Raw genomic sequence first — 23,086 nt, forward strand, 5'->3', positions numbered from 1 at the left:
GCGGTCAAGGTTCCTGCGGACGTGTGCATGGCAGACCGGGAGTAGGGTGCGGCGACTGGTCGATCACGGGGGTAGAGGGTGCGGGGAATTCGTCGTTGGGCATGGGTCGGCGCTCTGGCGGTGGTGTTGGCGCTGCTCGGCGGCTACGGCTGGTATCGCCTGAGCGACACCGGGAAACGCTGGCGCTACGAAGACAAGCTCGAGTCGTACTGCGGCGGCGTGCTGCCGTACGAGGAGGCTGTGGCCCTCACGGGCCTCCCGTCCGACCCGGCCACGGGACTGCCCCACGACGTTGGAGAGGGCACGCCCAAGCAGGGGTACGACTTCTGCTGGGTCGAAAGCATGGACATCGTCGTCACCGCCGCACGCATCCCCAACAGCGCCCCCATCGACCTGAAGTTCTACCTCCCGCGGCTGCGCGCAAAGGCACTTCCCACACCGATGGGCGGGGGCTGGCGGGGCTTCACCGACGGCGTGAACACCGCGGTCGTTCTTCCGTGCACCAACCAGGACAGGGCGATCACTGCCACCGCGCAGCTCACCGAGGAGGAGCCCAACAAGAGCGTGAGCCGCCGGGTGGCCGAGCTGGTCACCGCGACCGCCGTCAACGCCGCCGATCGCTGGGGCTGCGAGAGCAAGCCGGGCGCCCGCGTGCAGGTCGCCGACCCAGTGTCAGGCTCCTCAACTCCACAGGAGGCCAATGGCACTTGCGCTGGGCTGCCCTGGGCGCGCGACCAGCAGATCGACACAGTCACGGAGACTCCCGCAGACCAGTTCGCGCCCTCCGCGGTGTGCTTGTTGGACGACGAGGGCACCGATGACGGCTATCGCCTGGAAGCCTCGTTCGGCCCTTACGCCCTGCGCGAGCGCAATGACAGCCTGCACAGCAGACTGAACGCGAAGCCGGCCGGCAGCGGTGAGGAAACCGAGGAGTTCTTCTGGGCGAGTGCCGACTGTCCGGGGGACGGGCCCCGCGCCCTGTTCCAGATCAGCCCGCAGAGCGCGACGTCCGATAATCCGTCCTTCGCGCGAGCCGCGTTGGCCGCATTCGCCAAGCGTGCGGCCGAGCGGCACGACTGCACCGACCTGCAACTTCCGCCCGCACCCTAATGCCGCTTGAACGTTGCCTGAAGCGGCACTAATCGCCGCAGTCCCCACTGTCCGCGGGGAGCTCGTCTTATGCTGACTTGTCGCTGGGCCGGCTCTCAGCGATGAGCCAGGCGACTATCCCGGCGGTCAGCGCCCCGAGGCCCACCACGGGAGCCTTGCGTGACACGTGGCGGAAACCCGGAGGACCAGCGCTTGCCCTGGTGGTGACCTCACGAGTCCAAGAACTTGGACAGCCTGTAGGTCTCTTGTAGGAGTTGGAACACTCGCTTGTCGCCAGTGGACATGTCCGGGTGCCATTGGAGAGAGGCGGCCTTGTAGAGGCTCGCAGGAGACCGGGCGCCATCGGGTGATGCCCAGCCGTTGCCGCGGGACAGAAGCGCCGTTCCGGAGCCTCCAACACGCGGTGCCTGAGCAGCAGTTTCTCAATTTTCCTCAAGGCCCCCCGAGGCGGGCGTGGACGTCGATGACGATGCCGCCGGTCGTCGCCGCCTTCTCCCTCGCCTTGGGGCCCGGATCTGCGGCTGCCACCGGGCCTTCACCCCGCGCTCCAGGCTCCCGCCCCCCTCTGGGGGAGTGGGGTTCACCGTGGACCACCGGTCACTGTGGCGGCACACCGCCGTTGTCGGCGAGGTACTGCAGGATCGTGGCGATGGCTGCGGCCTGCGCGAGGATCCACGCCAACTGGACCGATATGTAGCGGATTTGGTAGATGGACCGCAGCAGGCTCAGACGGCTGTGCCAGTAGGGGCGTTCGCCGCTGAAAGTCTCCAGGTCCATCATGACGCCGGTCAGTGTGAGGATGAGAAGCATGGCCACCGCGGCCAAGGCGAGGGATGTCTGTTCCTCGTCCAGACCCCAGTTGCCCAGAGCGAACAGGCCGATCGGCGCGGCGTAGGCGACGGCGAGCGGGATGGCTTTGGACGGGCCGCGTCGTCCTGGCAGTTCCTGCCACAGTGCTCCCAGCAGGAATCCGGCTGCCGCGTACCCGATCTGCCACAGCACGAGCTGGGTGAGCACTCAGCAGCCGGTCGACGCCCTGGGGGCCGCGGCGCGCGAGTGTGGTGTCCGCTGAGCCGGCCACCCGGCGGCGCAGGACTGCCAGGATGGCTAGGCAGCTGGGTATCCACAGCATCGCGATCCACCACCATTGCCCGATGTGGGTGAACCACAGCAGGTCGCTGCGGAGGCTGGCACCGTGCCGGGAGCCGTAGGCCCACTACCACCAGAATGCGCCGGATTCAGCTTCCTGGACCCAGCGTCCGGGGTCGATGCGCGGGGGAGAGCCAACTGGCCCGTGTCCAGTCCCGCTCGCCGGTCACTGCATAGCAGACGCCGATCACAGTGAGGACGGCCGCTGATGGGCGTCGAACAGTGACCGAACGGCGCGTCAGCCGCTGCTGGCTGTGATCCGGCAGCAGTCAGGAGTAGCGAAAGCGCCCTTCGTCCTCCGCCCTTCGAGTACCCCGGCGGCCTTCTTCGCGTCCATCCCGGGCCGGGGGCCAACGTGCCTGCTGGCACGCCCCGTCATCTTCGATCGAGACGAAGGCAGACTCAGCCTCTCGCTGCTCGTGAACGCGTGAACTAGCCCTACTGGCCCGGGGTGTTGTCAGTGCTGCGGGCCGGCAAGGCTTGACCCTCGCGGTACAACCGCCTTGCGGAGAGTTCCCGCGAACTGCCACGGCGACCCTGCTCGGTAGAGTGATCAGCCAGTCAGCCGTCGGCCCGCAGTCGCGGGCAATGGGCCCAGCTTTTTCTTCAGGGGAGACCCGTGCCAGCGCACCAGCCGCTCCACCATGCCCGCCGAGCAGTCCGGACGACAGGACGCAGGGCTGCCGTGATGGGTGCCATGGCTCTGCCGACGGCACTGCTCGCCCTGCAACTCGGGCTCAGCCCTGCAGCCCAGGCGTACGAGCCCGCCGCCGAACGGCCGCACGTGGGGAGCAGCCTGGCGGCACCCGACAGGGCGACGGTCGCGGAAGGACAGGTCAAGGAGGTCGCACCCGGAGGCGTGATCACCTATCCGAGCGTCACCAGCTGCCTCACCGTGACCGTGCGGTTGCGTGACGGCGGCCTCGTCGGTGCTCACGCCAGCCTGTTCCAAGTACCGGGTGAACTGCGGTCCGATGAGATTCTGGCCGCGCTCAAGGACCTCGTCGGCAATCGCCCCGTGACCGCGATCGAGGTCAAGGGAGCCGTCGGCGCCTGGCACCCGAGCTACTTCGTGAAGGCGATTGAGGGGTACGGCGAGGGGGAGCAGGTGCCGATCCCGACAGGCCAGGACTTCGACGGGATTGCCCGGGCGGTGTCCCTGGGACTCGGGCTGCCCCACGCCCTGGTCACGGTCGAGGACGTACCTGACGGGGACCAGATCGTCGACTGACGACACCGCCGATCGTCACGCGACCTCGCCCGCTACTCACCGGCCGACCCCGACGAGGTGGCCACGCCGCTCTGCGTATGAGCATCCGAGCCGCGATTCCTCGCCGCACCCGCGACCTCCACCCGACGATTGGTCAGAGCCTGGAGTATGAGCGCGCCCACGCACAGCAGCGCGCTCAGTCCCCAGATCGTCAGATAGGCGGAGAGGGCCGGGACGTCCGTATCCCCGACGACCAGGGAGCCGAGGACGACCGCCGCGCCCGCGCCCGCGACGCTGCCGCCCAGGGTCTTGAGGTTGTTGTAGACGGCGGTCGCACTCGCCGTGCGGTCCGTGGCGCTGCGCTCCACGATCAGGGTGGGCAGGCCGCCCATGGCCAGGCCCATGCCGAAGCCGGCAACGGCGGAAGCCAGCGCGAACAGCGGCAGTGTGGTGTGAGCGGCGATCAGCCCCGCACTGCCGGCCGCCATCAGTGTGAAGGCGAGCAACAGGACGCGACGGTAACCGGTGCGGGCCGCCACCCGGGCCACGAGACTCGCCCCGGCGAAGGCAAGGACATGGGGCACTGCGCCCCACGCGCTGATCTCCCAGGTCGTGAGCCCGAATCCGTACCCCTCGTCGGCCGCCGACGCGGCAAGGTACGAGATGGCGACTGCCTGCCCGCCCAGCATCACGGCGCCGAAGACGAAACCGGAGATGTAGTACGGCGCGGACTGCGGGTGGGCCACTGCCCGGACGTCGACCAGGGCGTGCGGCCGGTCCCGTTCGAGCCGGACCCACCAGGCGAGCAGGGACAGGGAGATGGCGAGACCGCCCAGGGTGAGCGGCGAGGTCCAGCCCCACGCCTGGCCGCGTGCCGTCGTACCGAGAAACAGCAGCAGCGCCAGGCCGAGCAGCAGCGCCCCGGCCCAGTCCATCCGGCCGGGCGCGCGCGTCCGGGACTCGGGGATCGTGCGGTACGAGAGGACTACACAGGCGGACGCGATCACGGCGAGGACGCAGAGCGTCGCCTGGACGCCACCGGTGAGTTCGAGCAGGGGGCCCGCCAGACCGTGGCCGAGGAGCGAGCCGAGGGTGAGCGCGCCGACGAGAAGCCCCACCGCCCGCCGCGCTCCCTCGAGGTCGAGCCGGTCCCGTACGAGACCGATCTCCAGCGGCAGCAGCGCCGCCAGCGGACCCATCAGGGCACGACCCACAAGCAGCACCGTCAGATTCGGTGCGAGGGCGACCAGGACGGTGCCCGCCGCGACGCAGACCAGCGCGACCCGGATCAGCCGACGATGCCCGTACAGATCACCGAGCCGCCCGAACACCGGCACCCCCACCGCGGCGGCCAGGAACTGGACCGCCATGTACCACTGCGCCTGCGACGCGCTGATGGACTGCCAGTCCTGGACGGCCGGCACCAGCGCCGGGCCCGACCCCTGGAGGAAACCGCTCACCAGCTCGAAGACGACCAGCAGACCGACGACGGCGGTGACCCGGGGCGCCGCCACCTCCTCCGTCCCGCCCGGCGCACTCACGCGCACGTCCCCGCGGCGAGCCGCCGCTCCGCGAGCTCGGCGAGCAGCGCCGACTGGCGGTGGAGCACCCAGTCGTCGAACACGGCCCGGGGGGAGTGGTTCTGCGGCGCCTTCTCCACATCCACGCCCTCGGGCGCCGCACCGACCATCAGCATCGCGCCGGGCACCTTGTTCAGGACCAGCGAGAAGTCCTCCGAGCCGCTGGCAGGCTGCGGGGCGTGCCACACCTCGCCCGCGCCGAACAGCTCGCGCGCCGTCTCCAGGGCGAACTCCGTCGCGACCGGCTCGTTGACCGTGACCGGATAGAGCATCTCGTACTCCACCTCCGCCTCCAGGCCGTGCGCGGCCGCGATCCCGCGCACAAGGCGCGGCAGCCCCTGGGCCAGCCGCTCGTGGCTGGCCTCTGAGTAACTGCGTACGGTCGCCTGGAATTCGGCCGTGTCGGGGATGACGTTCTGCTGCGTACCGGCGTGCAGCCGTCCGACGGTCACCACCACCGGGTCGAAGATGTCGAAGGTGCGTGTCACCCAGTTCTGCAGCGCGGTCACCATCTCGCAGACCGCGGGCACCGGATCCTTGGCGTGGTGCGGAGCCGAACCGTGCCCGCCCTCGCCCCGCACCGTCACCCGCAGGACATCGGACGCCGTCATGACGGTGCCGGGCCGGGACGCGACCCAGCCGCCCGGCAGCCGGTTGGCCGACACATGGAGTGCGAAGGCCGCGTCGAGCGGCTTGCCCGCCGCGTCCAGGACACCCTCGTCGATCATCGCGCCCGCGCCGTTGTGCCCCTCCTCGCCCGGCTGGAACATGAACACCACATCGCCCTGGAGGCTCTCCCGGCGGTCCGCGAGCAGCGTCGCCGCGCCGACGAGCCCGGCGGTGTGCAGATCGTGCCCGCAGCCGTGCATCCGGCCCGGCACCTCGGAGGCGTACTCCACCCCGGTGAGTTCGTCCACCGGCAGCGCGTCCATGTCACCCCGCAGCAGGACCGCCCCACCGGGCCGGCCACCCCGCAGCACGGCCGTGACGGAGGACAACTCCCGGCCGAGCGTGATGTCGAGCGGGAGACCGTCGAGCGCGGCAAGGACCTTCTCCTGTGTACGCGGCAGCCGCAGACCGAGCTCCGGTTCGCGGTGCAGCGAGCGGCGCAGCCGCACGAGATCGGGCTGGAGTTCCCTGGCGCGTTCCAGTACGGACATGCTGCGTCAACCTCCTGATACGGTTCCGGCCTTCGGTGGGGCAAGACTGAAGTCCTGACCCTTCCGGCGGCCTTGAATTGCAGGAAACGCGCAAGGGACATCGAATGACGCAGCATTCCGCGCGCAGCCCGGTGCGGACGCTCGACGACGTCGACCAGGCACTGGTGCACGCACTGCAGATCGCCCCACGGGCCGGGTGGAACGAGATCGGCGCCGTACTCGGCCTCGACGCCGTCACCATGGCCCGCCGTTGGAACCGGCTCACCGAAGCCGGCGCCGCCTGGATCAGCTGCTCCCCGTCACCCGCCCTCGCCTCGGCGGGACAGGGACTGCTCGCCTTCGTCGAGGTGGACTGCGCCAGCGGCAGCCTGCTGACCGTGGCCCAGGCCCTCGCCCAGCTGCCCCATGTCTCTGCCGTCGAACACGTCAGCGGAGACCGCGACTTGCTGCTCACCGTGATGGCCCCGGACCTCGCGGCGCTCACCCACTGGATGACCCGCGGCATCGGTGCCATGCCGGGCATCGTCGCCACCCGTACCCACCTCGCGAGCATCGTCTACACAGAGGGCAGCCGCTGGCGGCTGCGCGTCCTCGACCGCACCCAGATCGCCCGCCTCGCCGACACCGGTGCCGCCCGCGCCGAGGCCCCCGTCTTCCCGCTCACCGACCTGGACCACGCCCTCGTCGCCGCCCTGTCCATGAACGGCCGCGCCACCCACCGCGCGCTCGCCGACGCCTGCGGGGCGAGCCCGGACACGGTCCGCCGACGGCTCGGCCGGCTGTTCGCCGCCGGCATGCTCCAGACCCGCTGCGAGGTCGCACGCCCCTTGTCGGAGTGGCCGATCACGGTGATCCAATGGGGGCGGGTGGCCGCGGGGGAGCTGGAGCGCGTGTCGCGCGGAGTCACCGGAGCCCGTGAGGTGCGGCTGTGCGCCGGCGTCACCGGCCGGAACAACGTCCTCGTCGTCGCCTGGGTGAAGTCCCTCGCCGACGTGCAGCGCTTCGAGGTACGACTCGCCCAGCGCGTACCCGGCCTGGAGATCACCGACCGGGCCGTGGCGCTGTGGCCGCTGAAGCTCAGCGGCCATCTGCTCGACGAACAGGGATACCGCATCGGCGGCGTCCCCCTGGATGTGCGCACGGCCGGAGCGAGTCCTGGCTCTAAGCGGTCTTGAGTAAGGGCGTTGAGGCGTTGTGGTTGGTGCGATGCCGTGGCTCGTCTCATCGTGCGTGTGCATGCTCTGCAGCAGTGATGTCCTCTGACGCCGACCGGGGTTGTTTACCATACGGGTCGACCCGTATGGTAAATGTCATGAGCTCCTCCCCGCCCTCCAGGGGGCGTCCCAGGAATCCCCGCTCGCACTCAGCGATCGTCGGCGCGGCCGCAGAGCTGGTGGTCGAGGTCGGCTACGCCGCGACGTCGATCGGGGCGGTGGCCGCGCGGGCCGGTGTCGGCAAGGACACGATCTACCGGCGGTGGCCGGGCAAGCCGGAGTTGGTCTTCGAGGCCGTCTTCACGACCACCGACAATGCCCCGACCCCGGACACCGGAACGCTGGCCGGGGACCTGACCGTACTGCTGCAGGGCCTGGTCGACGAGTTCCACGCGCCTGCCGCCGCGGCGGTACTTCCGGGGCTGCTCGCCGACTTCGCCGCAGATCCGGTGCTGAAGGCACGCATCCGCAGCGACTTCCTGGCCCCCTCGAAGGAACGGCTGCTGATCGTCTTCGAACGCGCCGTGGCGCGCGGGGAGATCGCGGCCGAAACGCCCGTGGACCTGGTCCTGGACACGCTGGCAGGAGCCGTGTTCTTCCACATAGGGCTGGTCGGGGAACACCCTGACCCGCAGTTGGCCGCACTGCTGGCCGCTGTCGTGGCCAAAGGAATCGAGGTCCGATGAACGGCTGGCTTCTCGCGGCAGGGATCACCGCGCTCGGCGTGGCCGCAGTGCACATCGTCGGCGGGCACCGCGATGTGGTGCGCCCGCTGCTCTCCTGTGGGCTCGCGGACGAACCCAAGCGGGTCCTGCACGCCGTGTGGCACATGGTGAGCATCGACCTGGTGCTCTCCGGACTCGCTCTGATTTACCTCTCCCTGACGGACGGTACGACGGAGACCGGCCTGGTGGCATGGTTTGTTGCCGCGCACTTCATCGCGTACGCGGCAGCCTTCCTGGCCGTCACGCTGTCCGTCGGCTGGCCCAGACCACTACTCCGGCTTCCGCAGTGGATTCTGCTCCTGCCGGTCGCGGTACTGGCAGCGGCGGGCGCCGCGTAGCCGCGGCCTCGAACTCGTCGACCAAGACGCCGTTCAATCCCGCGGGTCAGGGCTGTTACCAGCGCATCGCGGTGAAGTCGACGGGGCGGGGCCGGAGTTCTCGGGTACGCGCCGTCAGCTGCCGCAGTCGCTGTGCCATGTCGTCGCCGGGGAGGCGTTGGCGGTCGCCATGGCCGGGTAGCAGCCACTCGAAGTGCAGCCGGTGGGCGGTACGGGCCAGGGAGGCGGCCAGCTCCTCGATGGAATACCAGGTGACACTGTCGGCCACCTCGATGTCCGCTGTCGTGCGCGACCAGTAGAAGCTGTCGCCGCTGAAGCAGTACCGCTCGTCCGCGAGGTAGAGCACGCTGCCCCGCGTATGTCCGGGCAAGGGGAAGGCGGTTACGCCGCCTTTGATCTCCACCGGGTCGGTGCCACGGAGCACACAGTCAGCGTCCGGGGCGGCATCGAGGTCACCCTCGTGAATCCACAACCGTGCGCCGAAATGATCGGCGTAGCGACGGCCGTGCGCCGCGTGGTCGCGGTGGGTGAGCAGGATGTCGGTGACGGGGCCCAGCGCCTCGTAGCGCGCGGCCAGCGAAGTGCTCCAGCGCGGCGTGTCCACCATCATCACGGTGCCGTCGGCGCGGCGTAGCAGATAGGAGTTGGCCCCTGCGGTGTGCGGGGAGTTGTGCCCGCACAAGTACACGGTGTCGTCCAGAGCCAGCGGGAAGGGGTCCAGTGCCGCATCCAGCCGCCCGGTCGGGGGACGGATCGACCGGGTGGGACAGGCGTGCGCAGCGGTGTGGATCTGCCGGATCTCGCTCTGGCTGTGCGGCTGGTGCAGGACGACCGCGCGGCCGTCGACCTCACCGATCAGGTCGGGGGCAAGCTGCCGGGCGACGTCGCAATTCATGCAGCGTCCGTCCACCTGCCAGCCGCCCTCAAACCGTTCATCGCCCATGGTGCACTCCCTTGCGCGCTACGCCCGCCGACCGGCCGCTCGGTCTCAGGGGTATCCCGCGCCGTGCGGATAGAGGAAGAGGGCACGGATCTTGTACTTGTACCGCTGCCCTGTTCTGAGGGTGGCTTTAAGGGTGTTTATCCATATTTGCCAACCGCCCGGTGCCACGGCTGGTTCGGCTCGCGACAACGGCTGTCGCGGCGGGCCGCGGTGTGGCTAACGGCCGTGGTCGAAGAGCCCGGCGTCGCCGTGGTCATCCGGACACCTTTGGGCGCTGCCCCCGAAGACCAAAACGGGGACCATTCCCCACTTCGTGTAGGGTCGCCTCTGGCATATAAACGGGGAGTGATCCCCACTTCTGTCCAGGAGTCGCCCATGCGCACACAGCACCCCACCGTCCGACTCACCGACCTCACCGACGACTTCACCGCAGACCCCTACTCCGCCTTCACCGCGCTGCGCTCCCGCGGGTCTGTCCACTACGTGCGTTTCCCCACCGGGGACGAGTCGTGGCTGGTGGTCGGACACGAGGAAGTGCGCACCGCGTTCGTCGACCCCCGGCTGCGCAATGACGTGCGGCACTCTGCCGACTTCGAGGACGACGGGCTGTATGCCGTGGGCCGCAACATGCTCCAGGCCGATCCGCCCGATCACACCCGCCTGCGGACGCTGGTGGCCCGCGAGTTCACCGCCCGCCGCGTCCATGCGCTGCGGCCCCGCATTCAGGAGGCGGCCGGTCAGCTTGTGGACGCCGTGGCCGCTGACGGCCGAGCTGACCTTGTGGCCGCATACGCCTATCCGCTGCCGCTCACCATCATCTGCGAGCTGCTCGGCGTGCCAGAAGTGGACCGGGCCGCCTTCCGGGCGTGGTCCACGAAGGTCGTCTCCCTCGACGATGCGGAGCAGTCCGCCCGCGCCTCGCGGGAGATGGCCGCCTACCTCGCGGGGCTGGCGGAGGAGAAGCGGCGGCTGCGGGACACGTCGGAGAGCGATTTGCTGCACGCCCTGGTCCGCACCCACGACGGCACCGACGGCACCCACAACGGCACCCACGACGGCGACGGCACCGACCGGCTCACCCCGGAAGAACTGCTCGGCATGGCCTTTCTGCTGCTCGTGGCAGGGCACGAGACCACCGTCAACCTCATCGCCAACGCCGTCCACCTGCTGCTCAGCCACCCCGAGCAACTCGCTGCCCTGCGCGCTGACCCCGAGCTGCTGCAGGGCGCCGTGGAGGAGACGCTCCGCTTCGAGTCGCCCGCGCCGGCGGGTACTTACCGCTACGCCGTCGAAGCGATCGACCTCGGCGGCGCCCGGATACCGGCGGGCGCGCGTGTCGTGCTCTCCATCGCCGCCGCGAACCGCGACCCCGCGCGCTTCCCCGCCCCCGAACGGTTCGACATCCGCCGCGATCCGGTCGCGACCCGCGCCCACCTCGCCTTCGGACACGGCCTGCACCACTGCCTCGGTGCCCCGCTTGCCCGCCTGGAGGCGGCCCTGGCCCTGCGCATCCTGCTGGACCGCTTCCCCCGTCTGGCCTTCGACGGTGATGGCACACCGCAGTGGCGCACCAGTCTCATGCGGAGCCTGCAAGAGCTCCCGGTGCGCTGGTAGACACCGACCTTGGAACTCGAGCTGAAGCAAGACGTGTTCACTGCGCGGCCACCTTCGCACAACCCTTCGTACGCCTCGTGAGTCACATCCCCGGAAGCCCTTCCCCCTCATTTCCCCCTGCGACTACCGGAGTTCCACCGTGCGCGTACGTACCCTGACCGCCACCGCCGCCGTAGCGGCACTCACCGCAGCCGGTCTGACCCTGCCGCTCGCCGGGAGCGCCGCCGCGGCTGTCGCGACTCCGCGGTTCGACTTCAATGGCGACGGATACGCGGACATCGCGGTCGGCATGCCCGACGCCACGGTGGACGGCAAGGCCAAGGCCGGCTACGTCAGCGTGATCTACGGCGGCCCGCAGAGCCCGAGCCAGTCCACCGGTGTCATCAGCCAGGCTGAGGCAGGCATTCCCGGCACGCCCGAGGCGGGCGACCGCTTCGGCTCATCCGTGGCACCTGTCGACGTGAACGGCGACGGCGTCTTCGAGCTCGTCGTCGGCGCGAGCGGCGAGACGCTCAACTCCGAGCAGCGCGGCAGCGAGGGCACCATCACCGTCCTGGACGGCTCGGAGTGGAACGTCAAGGGCACCACCGTGGCCAGGGGCACGTCCGAGTTCAGCGGCATCGGCAGCACCATCGCCACGGGTGACTACGACGGTGACGGCGACACCGACCTCGCGTACGGCGAGAGCGGCGAGGAGCGAGGCTCGCTCCGGTTCCGCCCGGGCCCGCTCACCGCCGACCCGGTGACCCCCACCACCCTGCGCAGCTACAGCATGGGCGGCAGGACCCACGACCTGGCCACCGGTGACTTCGACGGCGACGGCCGGGACGACCTCGCCACCACCTGGCAGGCCATGGAGGACTCCGGCACCTTCATCACGCGCTGGGACGACGAGGCCAAGCCCGCCCAGTGGTACGCCGATGCCGACCGCGGCAGCGCGCTCGCCGCCGCCGACTTCGACCGGGACGGCACGGACGACCTCGCGGTCGGCCTCGTACAGCCCAACCCCGAGTCGGAGACCACGCATTGCGAGGATCGGCTCGGCGGTGCGGTGCTCCTGCTCAAGGGCTCGAAGACGGCGCAGTTCGGCACCGAGAACGAGTGCGTCACCCAGTCGAACCCGGAGGTCGGCGGCACCGCCGAGGAGGGCGACGACTTCGGCGCCGCGCTGGCCGCGGGCGACCTGAACGGCGACAGCCGTCCGGAACTGGTGGTCGGCGTGCCCGGCGAGGACGTGGGCACCGTGAAGGACGCGGGCGGATACGTCACCATGAACGGCACGGAGCGCGGCCTCTACGGCGGTCTGGCCCGCAGCCAGAGCACCACGAACATGCCCGGCACGGCCGAGGCCGGCGACCGCTTCGGCGCCCAGGTGGCCGTCGGCGACTACAACCGCGACGGCCTGTGGGACACCGCGGTGAGCGCACCCGGGGAGAACGCCGGTGAGCCCAGGTCGGGTGGCGTCTGGTTCGCGCCGAGCAGTACTGAGGAGACGTACCCGCTGGGCAAGTCGCTGACCCCGTTCGGCTTCGCGCTGCCCCACGGGGCCATCAAGTACGGCGAAGTGCTGGGGCTTTAGGCATCGGCTCGCCCTCCAGTACGTGAACTCACCTTCCCACCTTGCGATGTGGAGTACCTGTGCGCAGTAAGAGACTCTCGGCCGCCCTGTTCGGCGCCGCCACCGTCCTCGCGTCGACGGGGCTCGTCACGCCGGCGGGCGCGGCGCCGGAGGCGGGGGCCGTCCAGGGGGCCGACTTCAATGGTGATGGGTACGCGGACTCCGTGGTCGGCGTGTACCGAGGGGACATCGACGACAAGAAGTCCGCGGGCTACCTGCATGTGCTTTACGGCGGATCGAGCGGGGCAGGCAGCTTCACCACCTCGGTCAGCCAGGACAGCCCGGGCGTCCCCGGCACCAGCGAGAAGAACGACTCGTTCGGCAGTTCCGTCGAGACGGCCGATGTGGACGGCGACGGCTTCACCGACGTCGTCGTCGGGGCGCCGGGCGAGGATGTCGGCAGCGACCCGGCGGCGACGGGCCACGGCTCGGTGGTCGTCCTGTACGGCTCGTCCAGTGGCTACTTCGAGCGCGGCAGGACGATCGCGCAGGGCACGGCGGGCAGCGGCGCCGGGGCCTCGCTCGCCGTGGGCGACTTCACCCAGGACGGCTCCGTGGACGTGGCGGTGGGCCTGCCCCACGGGGAATTCGGCGAGGTCACCCTGCGGCCGGGCCCGCTCACCGAGGACAAGCCGCTGACACATCTCCTCGACACCGGCTTCGGCGGCACCTCGGGCAGGTTGGCGGCCGGGGACTTCGACGGGAACGGCAAGACCGACCTGGCGATCTCCTCGTACTCCAACGACTACTCGCGCACCACCCTGTGGCGCTGGAACGGGTCGGCCCTGCAGGAGTACTGGAAGTCCCCGGCCACCGGCTACGGCATAGCCGCAGGCGACTTCGACGGCGACAGCGTGGACGACCTGGCGCTCGGGCACTGCCTGATCATTGCCGAGGCCGACCGGCCCACCGGGGCCTGCGGCCCCGACGAGCTGGCCAAGGGCGGCAAGGTGCGGGTGCTCTACGGAGGCGGGGGCGCCGAAGGCTTCGGCACCCGCAACCACACCTTCAGTCAGGACACTCCGGGCGTCGCGGGAACGGCGGAGGAGGCTGACAACTTCGGCATCAAGCTGGCAGCGGGCGATCTCAACGGGGACGGCCGGGACGACCTGGTGGCGGGCACGCCGAGCGAGGCCATCGGGACGGCGGACCGCGCCGGTTCGGCGACCGTGCTGACCTCGGGCCCGGACGGTCTGCTCGACGCCTCGGGCACCGCGAAATCGACGGCCTGGCACCAGGACTCCACCGGGGTTCCGGGGACGCCGGAGGTCAACGACGAGTTCGGCTCGGCGCTGGCCCTCGGGGACTACGACGGTGACGGGGACGGCGATGTCACGGTCGGCGTCTACAACGAGAACAGCACGGAGTACGAGCAGAGCCTCAGTACGGGCGGTGTCTGGACCCTGCCGAACGGTGTCGGGACGGGCTCCAAGGCACTGACGGCACGGCTGTTCGGGCTGCGAGGGGCCCTGTACTACGGGCAGGTACTCGGGCGCTGAGACTCCGGCGACGCGGGCGGCGCGCTGCCGATTCAGGCGACGCGCGCCGCCGCAACGCGGACATGACCACCGTCTCCCGCCAGAAGCCCGGCCTTACCGAAGGGGGGGACGAGCATCTTGTGCGGGCAAGAGATTGACCTGCCCTGTGAGGGCCCGCGGCCGCTGCCCTTCCGAACGCCGCACCCTCATGGCGCGGGGATACCGGGCACCTTCACGTTCACCTCGCCGCAGCCGACGCGCTTCGCCTCCGCCTTGACGTACGACGGCAGAACGGCAAGGGCGAGCGACTTGGCGTCGTGCGACTCGCCGTCCTTCCCCGGCTCATGCGCCACGAACGCGACCCGCCCGGACCGGCAGTCCGCCGTGTAAACGCTCAGGCCGCCCGCGTAGGCGCCCTGCCCGTCACCGCCGAGACGCGTGGCCCGGTTTCCGAGCACCCGGGAGACAACGCCGGCCAGCTCCGGCTCCGCCACGGTCATCAGCCGGAGCCTGTTCGGGCCGAAGGGCTGCCGTACGTCGCACGCCCGGAGCCCGTCCGCCGAGGACGCGTCCGGCTTCGTGCCCGGCGTGGTGCCTACGACCTTCGCCTCGGGCCCCTGAGCCCACCTGGGCAGTCGGACGCCCTGGATCCCGCAGAGTCGGTCGGCGTCGACGTCCGGCAGCTCGTTGCCCTCCGGGGCACGGGGGAGCCTCGGAGGGTCGGAGTAAGGGCCTTCGCAGCCGTACCGTTCCATGACCCCGTCGGCCAACCGCACGACCGCGCGGGACATCGCGTCGAGGCCCCGCCGCGCGTCGACCTCGTTCTGGCCCTCGGGGTCAGCCGCGTCCGAGGCGAGGGTGACCACCCGCAACGGCGGCTTCTCGCCCGGCTCGTACGAGCGTTCCTCACAGCTCGCGGGGAGCGCCACCCAAGCCCGGGTGGAGGAAGCCATGCCGGTGATCCCGTCGCCGAGCGGCGTCATACGGGAGGAGAGGTAATCCTCTGTCCAGCTCCATGCCTGCGCGCCCCGCAACTCGCCCAGCGTCCGCACCGACGCCGTGACCTCCGACTGCAGCTCGTCGGCCCCGAACCCCTGCATGCTGCACTCCGTATGCATGTGGTCCTCCGTGGCCCGGCGCAGCGGCAGCTCACGGCTGCGGACGTCCGTGTCCGAGAACAGCGCGTGCGCGACATCGGGCGAGAGTGAACCCCAGCACACGTCCCGCTCCACGAAGGGCAGTTCGTTGGAGCGCCACGCCATGATGCCTGACCCCAGCAGCGCCCCGACGAGCGCGCCGATGACAGCGGTGCCGCCCCGGCTACGGGACAACCGGCGTATCCGGCCCGGGGGCTTTCGCGCGGAAGGCCGAAGGGCGGGGGACCGCAGTTGGGGCCCATCCACCTCGGGGGTCGTCTCCAGCCCAGAGTTCTCCACCTTGGAGGTCTCGGGCCCGGTGCACTCCACCTCGGGGGCTTCCGGTCCAGGGGTCTCCGGTCCGGGGGTCTCCGGTTCGTCCGGCATCTCGTCCTTCCTCTCGGGGTCTGTCCCGGTCATCCGCGCGGCACCACGGCCGGGCAACCGAGTCGTTCGGCAACGGAGTTGGCCAACCGCGCGAACACACGGCCCACGTCACCAGCGTCGAGCCGCCCGACACGACGAGAGCCAGGGCCGGATCGGCCACCGTACGGTGCCACGTCCGCGGAGCGGTCCCCTCCACTCTCCTCACCCTCCCCGCTCGCCACCGACAGTCCGAGGAGGCTACCTGCCGGGTACGCGTGTTCGGGGAGTAGGGCGGCATGGCGGAGATGGAGCGACGGCGGTGATGCCTTCACGGGCCCGACGGACGGGCCCGACGGAGTTCGCGCGGCCGACGCGGCGCGGACTGGTCCACGGCAGCGCGCAGGGCACAAGCGACGCCCCCAACTCCCGCCCTGGAACGGCGAGTCGGTGGAACGCACCTCACAGCCGTTCGAGCCGACCGTGCGGCGGATCAACCACGCCCCACCTTCGGCAATATTGGCGTCGGCCTGCGGCTCCGTGGTGAACACCGGTGGCTGGCATATTCGCATGGCTGTTTCGGCGGCCACTCATGAGGGTGTGGATCTTCCGTATCCCGGTTCAGGCCCTGGCTCGGTGATCAATATGACGGTGCGAGGTGGGGGTCGATCAACCGAGAACGCCATGCCGTGTCGTCTGGGCGGGAGTGAGGCCGCAAGGGCTTCGCTCGGCATACGTCACAGTGCGTGGCGCGGCCCCGGCGCGCGGGGCCCGGGGCAGAAGTCCTGGGCAGGGACGAACACAGGGTAGTGCTATGCACCTGACTCCACACGAACAAGAACGCCTGATGATGCACGTGGCGGCGGACGTCGCCGAAAAGCGCCGGGCCCGGGGGGTACGGCTCAACTACCCCGAGACGATGGCCCTGTTGATCGTGCACGTATACGAGGGCGCCCGGGACGGAAAGACCGTCGCCGACCTCATGTCTTCCGGGCGGAAGGTGCTGGCCCGGGAGGAGGTGATGGAAGGCATCCCGGAGATGATCGAGACCGTGCAGGTGGAGGCCACGTTTCCCGACGGCACGAAGCTGGTCACCATCCGCGACCCGTTCCCGGAAGTGGGCAAGGACAGAGAGCCGATGGTCTGGCCGGGGAAGACGGACTTCTCCGCTTTGGAGGGAGACGAGGTCGTGGTCTTCAACCAGGGCCGCGCCGTCACGGAGCTGATGGTCAAGAACCCGACCGACCGCCCCATTCAGGTCGGTTCTCACTACCACTTCGCCGAGGCCAATGACGGGCTGGATTTCGAGCGTGAGAAGGCGTGGGGCAAGCGCCTGAACGTCCCTGCCGGCAGCTCCATCCGCTTCGAGCCCGGCATCAAGGCACCGGTGGAGCTCGTACCCATCGAGGGCGATCGCGTGGTCCACGGTCTGCGCCAGGAGGTCAAGGGGCTGCCCCGGAAGGCCAAGGGCTCGCTCGACAACACCAAGGGTTCGTTCAACAAGGAGCAGGTGTGACTACCACGGCTGAGTGCCCCGACTGTTCGTGCTGCCAGGAAGAGCTGAAGCCTTTCGACCCGTTGCCGCGTGCCGATTACGCGGACCGGTTCGGCCCGACGACCCGTGATCGTATCCGCCTTGCCGACACGGCACTGCAGATCAAGATCGAGGACGACTGGTCCGGCGGCCCGGGACGCAGCGGCAACGAGATGGTCTTCGGCGGCGGCAAGGTGATCCGGGAGTCGATGGGGCAGTCCATCGCGCCGCGTGACCCGGGCGAGAGTGACAAAGCTGCCGGCAGCCGTGTCCTGCCTCCCGACACCGTCATCACCGGCGTCGTAATCCTGGACCACTGGGGCATCGTCAAGGCAGATGTCGGCATCCGTGACGGCAACATCATCGCGATCGGCAAGGCGTACAACCCCGAGACCATGAACCGCCTGCACGAGGATGCGCGCAAGCACAACGGTGTCGGCCCGGCACCCACGGACTTCGTCATCGGTCCGGACACAGAAGTCATCTCGGGCAAGGGCCGGATTCTCACCGCCGGCGGGATCGACACCCACGTTCACTTCGTCTGTCCCGACCAGATCGATGAGGCGTTGGCCTCAGGGGTCACCACCCTGATCGGCGGCGGCACGGGTCCGGCGGACGGCAGCACCGCCACAACGGTGACGCCCGGCTCCTGGCACCTCGGGCGTACGTTTGAGGCGCTGGACGCTTTCCCGGTCAACATCGGGCTGCTCGGCAAAGGTGCCACCATGTCCAGGAAGTCGATGGAAGACCAGGTGGACGCCGGCATCATCGGGTTCAAGGTTCATGAGGACTGGGGTGCCACCCCAGCCGTCATCAACGAGTGTCTGAAGGTCTGCGAGGAGACAGGCGTCCAGCTCGCGCTGCATGCCGACTCGCTGAACGAGGCCGGCTTCGTCACGGATACCCGCGGCGCGATCAACGGGCGTTCCATTCACGTCTTCCACGTCGAAGGCGCCGGCGGTGGCCACGCCCCGGACATGATCAAGATGGTGAGTGATGACAATGTGCTGCCCGCCTCGACGAACCCGACCCGCCCGCTGACCGTCAACACGGTCAAGGAGCACTTCGACATGGTGATGGTCTGTCATCACCTCAACCCGAAGGTCCAGGAGGACCTGGCCTTCGCGGACTCCCGGATCCGGCCCTCCACGATGGCCGCCGAGGACATCCTGCACGACCTCGGCGCCATCTCGATCATGTCCTCGGACGCCCAGGCCATGGGCCGTATCGGCGAGATGATCATGCGTACCTGGCAGACCGCGCACGTCATGAAGGTCCGCCGCGGCTTCCTGAAGGAGGACCAGCCGTGGGACGAGCCGGAGATTCAGCCGAAGGGAAAGAAGGCGAAGGACGGGCAGGCGAAGGACGGGCAGGCGAAGGACGAGACGCCAGAGCCTGAGCCGCCGCTGGCCGACAACCGGCGTGCCCGCCGGTACGTCGCGAAGTACACCGTCAACCCGGCCATCGCCCAGGGCATCGACCACGTGGTCGGATCGGTGGAGACCGGCAAGCTGGCCGATCTGGTGCTGTGGGAGCCGAAGTTCTTCGGCATCAAGCCGCACATGGTCATCAAGGGCGGACAGATCGCGTACGCGCAGGTGGGCGACGCGAATGCGTCGATCATCACCCCGCAGCCGGTCCTGCCACGCCCCATGTGGGGAGCCACAGGCCAGGCACCTGGCGCCATCTCCTACAACTTCGTCACCCAACGAGCCATCGACCACCTTGCCGCCCAGCAGGCTGACGCCACCACCACCAAGAAGACCAAAGACAGAAGCCGGCGCGAACGGCGCACGCTGAACAAGCAGTTCAAGGCCATCACCAACACGCGCGGTGTCTTCAAGAAGCACATGAAGGAGAACGACGCCACCCCCAAGGTCGAAATCGACGCCGACACCTACGAGGTCATCATCGGCGGCGCCAAGGTGACGGACGTGACGACCTTCGTCGACGACCACATCGTCGACCGCTCCTACGTCTCCGAACTTCCCATGGCGCAGCGGTACTTCCTCTTCTGATCCCGAAGGAGCACTGATGAACCGCGCCGCGCTGTTCGTCCTGGCCGACGGCCGGTTCCCCGCCGGAGGGCACGCGCACTCCGGCGGAGCCGAACCGGCCGTGGCCGCGGGCCGCATCAAGGATGCGGACTCGCTTCTGGAGTTCTGCCGGGGGCGGCTGCACACCGCGGGACTGGTCGCGGCGGCACTGGCCGCCGCGGCTGCCTCCGGCCACGATCCACTCACCCTGGACGAGGCCGCCGATGCCCGCACCCCGGTGCAGGCCCTGCGGACCACCGCCCGCAAACTCGGGCGGCAGATGATGCGGGCGGCCCGCGCGACCTGGCCGTCGGCCGAGCTGAACGCGCTGGCTGCGGCCAGGCCGCAGGGCGCGCACCAGCCTGTGGTGCTGGGTCTGGCCGCCCGGTCGGCCGGCCTCGTGCCGTTGGATGCCGCGTACGCGGTGGCGTACGAAGCCATCAGTGGCCCGGCCACGGCGACGGTACGGCTGCTGAGCCTGGACCCGTTCGACGCCACCGCTGTCCTCGCCCGCCTGGCCCCCGACCTCGACCGGTGCGCCGCCGCAGCCACCGCCGCTGCCGCACGCATCACGGAGGAGGGGTTGGACGCGCTCCCCGCCGCCTCCGCGCCGCTGCTCGACATCACCGCGCAGCAGCACGCCGCCTGGCCCATGCGCCTCTTCGCATCCTGATCGCCCCATCACGAATCCATCCCACGACAGGAGTTCGTATGCATCTCGACCACGATCTCGACGACAAGTTCCCCCACCGCCACACCTACAGCGCCGCAGACCCGAAGCGCCCCGACGGCACCCGCCGCGCCCTGCGCATCGGCCTGGGCGGGCCGGTGGGCTCGGGCAAGACCGCCACCGTCGCCGCCCTGTGCCGGACCCTGCGCGACGAGCTGTCCATCGCCGTCGTCACCAACGACATCTACACTCGGGAGGACGCCGACTTCCTGCTGCGCGAAGCGGTCCTGCCGCCGGAGCGCATCAAGGCCGTCGAAACCGGCGCCTGCCCGCACACCGCCATCCGCGACGACATCTCCGCCAACCTCGAAGCCGTCGAGGACCTTGAGGCCGAGGTCGGCCCGCTCGACCTGGTCCTGGTGGAATCCGGCGGCGACAACCTCACCGCCACCTTCTCCAAGGGCCTCGTTGACGCGCAGATCTTCGTCATCGACGTCGCGGGCGGCGACGACATCCCCCGCAAGGGCGGTCCCGGCGTCACCACCGCCGACCTCCTCGTCATCAACAAGACCGACCTCGCCCCCTACGTCGGGTCCGACCTGGAAGGCATGGCCCGCGACGCCAAGGTCCAGCGCAGGCACCTCCCCGTCGCCTTCACCTCCCTCAAGAACGAAGGCGGCGTGAAACCGGTCGCTGACTGGGCCCGCGAACGCCTCACCGACTGGACCGCAGGCCCCGCATGACCCTCACCACCGAAGAGTTCGTGTCGGCCACCAAGCAGGCGGCCACCATCGGCGTACGGGCCACCGCCCGCATCATGGCGGCCGCCGGAGGCGGCACCACAACCCTGCCCGTCCTCGACGGGGACGGCCCCTTCGAACTGCGACGCTTGCGCTCCCGCCGGAACGAGGCGCGCGTGTGCATCGTCGGCGCCATGAGCGCCCCTCTCGGCGGCGACCGGCTACGCATCGAAGCCACCGCCCAGCAGGGCGCGGCATTGCACATCACCTCCGCCGCGGCGACCGTCGCGCTGCGCGGCCCCACCGACCAGCCCGCCACCTATGACGTGCAGTTGACCGTCGGTGAGCACGCGAAGCTCCAGTGGCTGCCCAAGCCGTTGATCTGTGCGGCCGGCAGCAATCTGCGGCAGACCTGGAGCGTCGACCTCGCCCCCACCGCACGGCTCGTACTGCGCGAGGAACAGATCCTCGGGCGCACGGCAGAAGCGCCGGGCCACGTGATCACACGGCTCACCGTTCGACGTGGTGGACGCACTCTGCTCGACCAGGAAGCCGAGTACGGTTCGGGCGCACCAGGATGGGACGGCCCAGCCATCCTCGCCGGCCACCGCACGACCGGACAACTTCTGGTCATCGACCCGGCCTTCGAGGACGACCCGCTCGAAGCCCAACTCCTCGGCGAAGCACCGGAAGACGGCCAGGCCGTACTGACACCACTCGCGGGCCCTGCCGTACTGGTCACCGCCATCGCCCCGGACGGCCTCCGCCTGCGCCACCTCCTCGACACAGCACAGAGAGCCTCCCGCCGTCCCTCTTTCCGGTAGGCGTTGCTGATGTTGAGCCGTGCGGGGCTCGCGAATCGAGGCATGGCCGGGTGGCATCGCGTTCCGTTGTGCGCATCCTTTCGACCGGCGGAACGCATCGGCCTGCGGACGGTCGAATGTCATATGGCGACTGCACGGTGGCGGGTGTCTCGAACGCCGAGCGCGGTCCGGTCCCCGGTGAGGGGGAGGAAGGCCCGGCGACGAAGCCGCCTACGCCTGAATGCCCGTTCGGGCGCGGCGGGTTGGGGCATGCTGGGGGTGCGCTCACGCGTTCTACTTCGATGGCAGGGGGCCGGTCGGTGTTACGCGTTCACTTCACGGCGGAAGACCTCGCCCGGACCCGGGTGGCCGCAACGATCGGCGTCGCAGCGGAGGTCTACTACAGCCTGGAGCTGCTGAGGGAGAACCGGGAGCTTCCTCACCTCCGCTCGTGGCGGTCAGCGGTCGCGGGCCGGATGGGAGTGGACACGCGCCCCCTGACGTCCCTGGTTCCGGTGCGCGGTCCCGGGCTTGATCTGCTTGCTTTGATGGGTGATGTGCCCTCTCTGGACCACGCCGTGGACAACCTGCTGCACGCCCCGGTGTCCCGGCTGCGACGCGAGATCGAGGGTCTCGACTTTCACCCCGGACACCTGCCATGGGCCAGACGGGTGTCCGAGGGCGACCGCGAAGCGCGGCAGGAGCTCGCCGAGGCCGTGCGCGCCTGTCATCGGCTGACCGTGGAGCCCTACTGGCATCAAGGGCGGTCCGAGCTGGTCGCGCTGACCACCCGTTGCGCGAACCTGATGTTGGAGGGGGGCATCGATCTGCTCCTGCGTTCGATCTGCGCACCAGTGGTCCGCTGGCGTCCACCGGTGCTCGAAGCTCCTTACCCGCGCCGAGTTGAGGTCCGTCTCCAGGGAAGGGGACTGATCATCACGCCCACGGTCTTCTCGAAGCACCCGGTGAGCTTTCTGTGGGACCCGCTCGATACCGCCCAGCCTCCCCGACTGACCGTGCCGGCTCTCCGCCGGCCGCTGACCGGTACCGAACCGGCAGAAGCCGACGGCTCCGCCGTGCGGAACCTGGAGTCTCTGCTCGGTCGCACGCGAGCTGCCGCCCTGCATGTGACAGCGGAAGGCTGCACGACGAGCGAACTGGCCCGCCGCCTCAACGTCACGGCCGCGGCGGCCAGTCAGCACGCGACAGTGCTGCGGAACACGGACCTCATCACCACCAGCCGCCGAGGCGGGTCCGTACTGCACTTCATCACCCCTCTCGGGCTGGCCCTGCTGCGGACGGGTGCCCTGACGGAACCGTGAGGCCCGAGGGCACCGCGGAGTCAGGAGTCAGACCGGTGGGCGACGGAGCGCCGCCCTGCCCGGGTGCCACCGGACCCTGGTGCCGAGGTGCGCGAGGCCCGCGCCTGCCGTCCCGGCCCCCTTTGGCCGTGACTTGAGAGGTAGGGCGCAGGTGGCCGACCCGCCCAGGATGTGAATCCGCAACCGGCTCATCCCATCCCGGAGATCGCATGAAGACTCATCTCGCCGCCGCCCTCGCCGCCGCCCTCGCCGCCGCCCTCGGCTCCGCCGTGCTGACAGTGCGACGTGACGTATCCGTTCAAGATCGGGATCCCTGCGGATGCGCCCGGCGGAGCCGCGTACG

Annotated in this window: 19 protein-coding genes and 2 pseudogenes; 14 read left to right on the forward strand and 7 right to left on the reverse strand. The window is 69.8% G+C overall.

Features of this window, described 5'->3' with window-relative positions:
• Positions 1-78: 78 nt before the first annotated feature.
• The gene (locus tag ABD378_RS05475) at positions 79-1,110 is read left to right on the forward strand and encodes a hypothetical protein (RefSeq protein ID WP_344519262.1); all 1,032 of its coding nucleotides are present in this window, start codon (positions 79-81) and stop codon (positions 1,108-1,110) included.
• 441 nt (positions 1,111-1,551) lie between these two features.
• On the opposite strand, the pseudogene ABD378_RS44130 reads toward ABD378_RS05475, so the two are convergent.
• The 3 genes and pseudogenes from ABD378_RS44130 to ABD378_RS44135 form a co-directional block, all read right to left on the reverse strand.
• Positions 1,552-1,664 (reverse strand): annotated as a pseudogene (locus ABD378_RS44130) (telomere-protecting terminal protein Tpg); the annotation flags it as partial.
• Between the two features lie 43 nt (positions 1,665-1,707).
• Positions 1,708-2,127, reverse strand: coding sequence for a DUF6185 family protein (locus ABD378_RS05480; RefSeq protein WP_344519263.1), 420 nt, complete (start codon positions 2,125-2,127; stop codon positions 1,708-1,710).
• Between the two features lie 13 nt (positions 2,128-2,140).
• A pseudogene (locus ABD378_RS44135) lies at positions 2,141-2,311 on the reverse strand (DUF6185 family protein); the annotation flags it as partial.
• Positions 2,312-2,956: 645 nt separating this feature from the next.
• On the opposite strand from ABD378_RS44135, the gene ABD378_RS05485 reads away from it, so the two are divergent.
• On the forward strand, positions 2,957-3,490 hold the full coding sequence (locus ABD378_RS05485) for a hypothetical protein (protein ID WP_344519264.1): 534 nt from the start codon (positions 2,957-2,959) through the stop codon (positions 3,488-3,490).
• 32 nt (positions 3,491-3,522) lie between these two features.
• Here ABD378_RS05485 and ABD378_RS05490 read toward each other — a convergent pair whose 3' ends face one another.
• On the reverse strand, positions 3,523-5,010 hold the full coding sequence (locus ABD378_RS05490; protein ID WP_344519265.1) for an MFS transporter: 1,488 nt from the start codon (positions 5,008-5,010) through the stop codon (positions 3,523-3,525).
• Entirely contained in the window at positions 5,007-6,209 is a 1,203-nt protein-coding gene (locus ABD378_RS05495; RefSeq protein WP_344519266.1) for a M20 metallopeptidase family protein, read from the reverse strand. The genes ABD378_RS05490 and ABD378_RS05495 overlap by 4 nt, the downstream gene beginning before the upstream one ends.
• A gap of 104 nt (positions 6,210-6,313) precedes the next feature.
• Here ABD378_RS05495 and ABD378_RS05500 point away from each other — a divergent pair, with 104 nt between their 5' ends.
• From ABD378_RS05500 to ABD378_RS05510, 3 genes are all read left to right on the forward strand, one after another.
• Complete coding sequence (locus ABD378_RS05500; protein WP_344519267.1) at positions 6,314-7,384, forward strand: Lrp/AsnC family transcriptional regulator; 1,071 nt, start codon at positions 6,314-6,316, stop codon at positions 7,382-7,384.
• 137 nt (positions 7,385-7,521) lie between these two features.
• Positions 7,522-8,109 (forward strand): TetR/AcrR family transcriptional regulator, encoded by a 588-nt coding sequence (locus ABD378_RS05505; RefSeq protein ID WP_344519268.1) that lies wholly within the window; start codon positions 7,522-7,524, stop codon positions 8,107-8,109.
• A complete protein-coding gene (locus ABD378_RS05510) occupies positions 8,106-8,486 on the forward strand; it encodes a hypothetical protein (protein ID WP_344519269.1) in 381 nt (126 codons plus the stop codon). The genes ABD378_RS05505 and ABD378_RS05510 overlap by 4 nt, the downstream gene beginning before the upstream one ends.
• A 55-nt stretch (positions 8,487-8,541) precedes the next feature.
• Here the strand turns inward: ABD378_RS05510 and ABD378_RS05515 are convergent, their stop codons facing one another.
• A complete protein-coding gene (locus tag ABD378_RS05515; protein WP_344519270.1) occupies positions 8,542-9,429 on the reverse strand; it encodes an MBL fold metallo-hydrolase in 888 nt (295 codons plus the stop codon).
• Positions 9,430-9,804: 375 nt separating this feature from the next.
• On the opposite strand from ABD378_RS05515, the gene ABD378_RS05520 reads away from it, so the two are divergent.
• From ABD378_RS05520 to ABD378_RS05530, 3 genes are all read left to right on the forward strand, one after another.
• Complete coding sequence (locus tag ABD378_RS05520) at positions 9,805-11,043, forward strand: cytochrome P450 family protein (protein WP_344519271.1); 1,239 nt, start codon at positions 9,805-9,807, stop codon at positions 11,041-11,043.
• A 139-nt stretch (positions 11,044-11,182) separates the two neighbouring features.
• Positions 11,183-12,622, forward strand: a complete 1,440-nt coding sequence (locus tag ABD378_RS05525) for an FG-GAP and VCBS repeat-containing protein (RefSeq protein WP_344519273.1) — start codon at positions 11,183-11,185, stop codon at positions 12,620-12,622.
• Positions 12,623-12,681: 59 nt separating this feature from the next.
• The gene (locus ABD378_RS05530; protein WP_344519275.1) at positions 12,682-14,160 is read left to right on the forward strand and encodes an FG-GAP-like repeat-containing protein; all 1,479 of its coding nucleotides are present in this window, start codon (positions 12,682-12,684) and stop codon (positions 14,158-14,160) included.
• A gap of 185 nt (positions 14,161-14,345) precedes the next feature.
• On the opposite strand, the gene ABD378_RS05535 is transcribed toward ABD378_RS05530, so the two are convergent.
• Positions 14,346-15,695: a hypothetical protein gene (locus ABD378_RS05535; RefSeq protein ID WP_344519276.1), complete on the reverse strand. Its 1,350-nt coding sequence runs from the start codon at positions 15,693-15,695 to the stop codon at positions 14,346-14,348.
• A gap of 757 nt (positions 15,696-16,452) precedes the next feature.
• Between ABD378_RS05535 and ABD378_RS05540 the strand changes: the two genes are divergently transcribed.
• The 6 genes from ABD378_RS05540 (at position 16,453) to ABD378_RS05565 (ending at position 22,743) form a co-directional block, all read left to right on the forward strand.
• Positions 16,453-17,154 (forward strand): urease subunit gamma, encoded by a 702-nt coding sequence (locus ABD378_RS05540; RefSeq protein WP_344519277.1) that lies wholly within the window; start codon positions 16,453-16,455, stop codon positions 17,152-17,154.
• 44 nt (positions 17,155-17,198) lie between these two features.
• Entirely contained in the window at positions 17,199-19,190 is a 1,992-nt protein-coding gene (locus ABD378_RS05545) for an urease subunit alpha (RefSeq protein WP_344519308.1), read from the forward strand.
• Between the two features lie 16 nt (positions 19,191-19,206).
• The gene (locus tag ABD378_RS05550) at positions 19,207-19,881 is read left to right on the forward strand and encodes an urease accessory protein UreF (protein ID WP_344519278.1); all 675 of its coding nucleotides are present in this window, start codon (positions 19,207-19,209) and stop codon (positions 19,879-19,881) included.
• A gap of 38 nt (positions 19,882-19,919) precedes the next feature.
• Positions 19,920-20,621: an urease accessory protein UreG gene (gene ureG, locus ABD378_RS05555; RefSeq protein WP_344519279.1), complete on the forward strand. Its 702-nt coding sequence runs from the start codon at positions 19,920-19,922 to the stop codon at positions 20,619-20,621.
• Complete coding sequence (locus ABD378_RS05560; RefSeq protein ID WP_344519280.1) at positions 20,618-21,442, forward strand: urease accessory protein UreD; 825 nt, start codon at positions 20,618-20,620, stop codon at positions 21,440-21,442. The genes ureG and ABD378_RS05560 overlap by 4 nt, the downstream gene beginning before the upstream one ends.
• Positions 21,443-21,723: 281 nt before the next feature.
• Positions 21,724-22,743 (forward strand): ArsR/SmtB family transcription factor, encoded by a 1,020-nt coding sequence (locus tag ABD378_RS05565; RefSeq protein ID WP_344519281.1) that lies wholly within the window; start codon positions 21,724-21,726, stop codon positions 22,741-22,743.
• Positions 22,744-23,086: the final 343 nt, after the last annotated feature.

Source organism: Streptomyces rectiviolaceus (assembly GCF_039533825.1).
Taxonomy (GTDB): Bacteria; Actinomycetota; Actinomycetes; order Streptomycetales; family Streptomycetaceae; genus Streptomyces; species Streptomyces rectiviolaceus.